At 68.6% G+C, this 341-nt stretch carries 1 protein-coding gene; it reads right to left on the bottom strand.

The genetic code is table 11. The features are described 5' to 3' along the window. Positions 1 to 23: 23 nt before the first annotated feature. The coding region (locus tag ACYQ0J_RS00160; protein WP_460170225.1) for a tyrosine-type recombinase/integrase at positions 24 to 341 on the bottom strand (318 nt) is incomplete at its 5' end.

Genomic DNA, 341 nt, shown 5'->3' with positions numbered 1-341 from the left:
GAGGAACAAGGAGAGAAGGCATTTCACCCCACCACATCCGGCAACGCCCGGGCGGCCTCCTCCAGGCGCTTGCGGGAGACGTGCACGTAGACCTGGGTGGTGCTGATGGAGCTGTGCCCCAGAAGCTCCTTCACCTCGTCAATCCCCCGCCCCGCCTCCACCAGGGCGCTGGCGTAGGAGTGGCGGAGCTTATGGGGGGTGATGCGTTGCCAGTCCTTGAGCCCCGCCCGCCTGGCCACCCGCTTCACCATGGCCTCCACCGCCCGGGCGGAGAAGGGCTTTCCCCGGTTGGGCCCCGTGGTGTGGCTCCAGATGTAGGGGCTCGTGGGGTGGCCCTCGAG

It is taken from the genome of Thermus sp. FJN-A (assembly GCF_054655095.1).
Note: the sequence above shows the minus strand (reverse complement) of the source record. Positions and strands in the feature narration are given on the sequence as shown.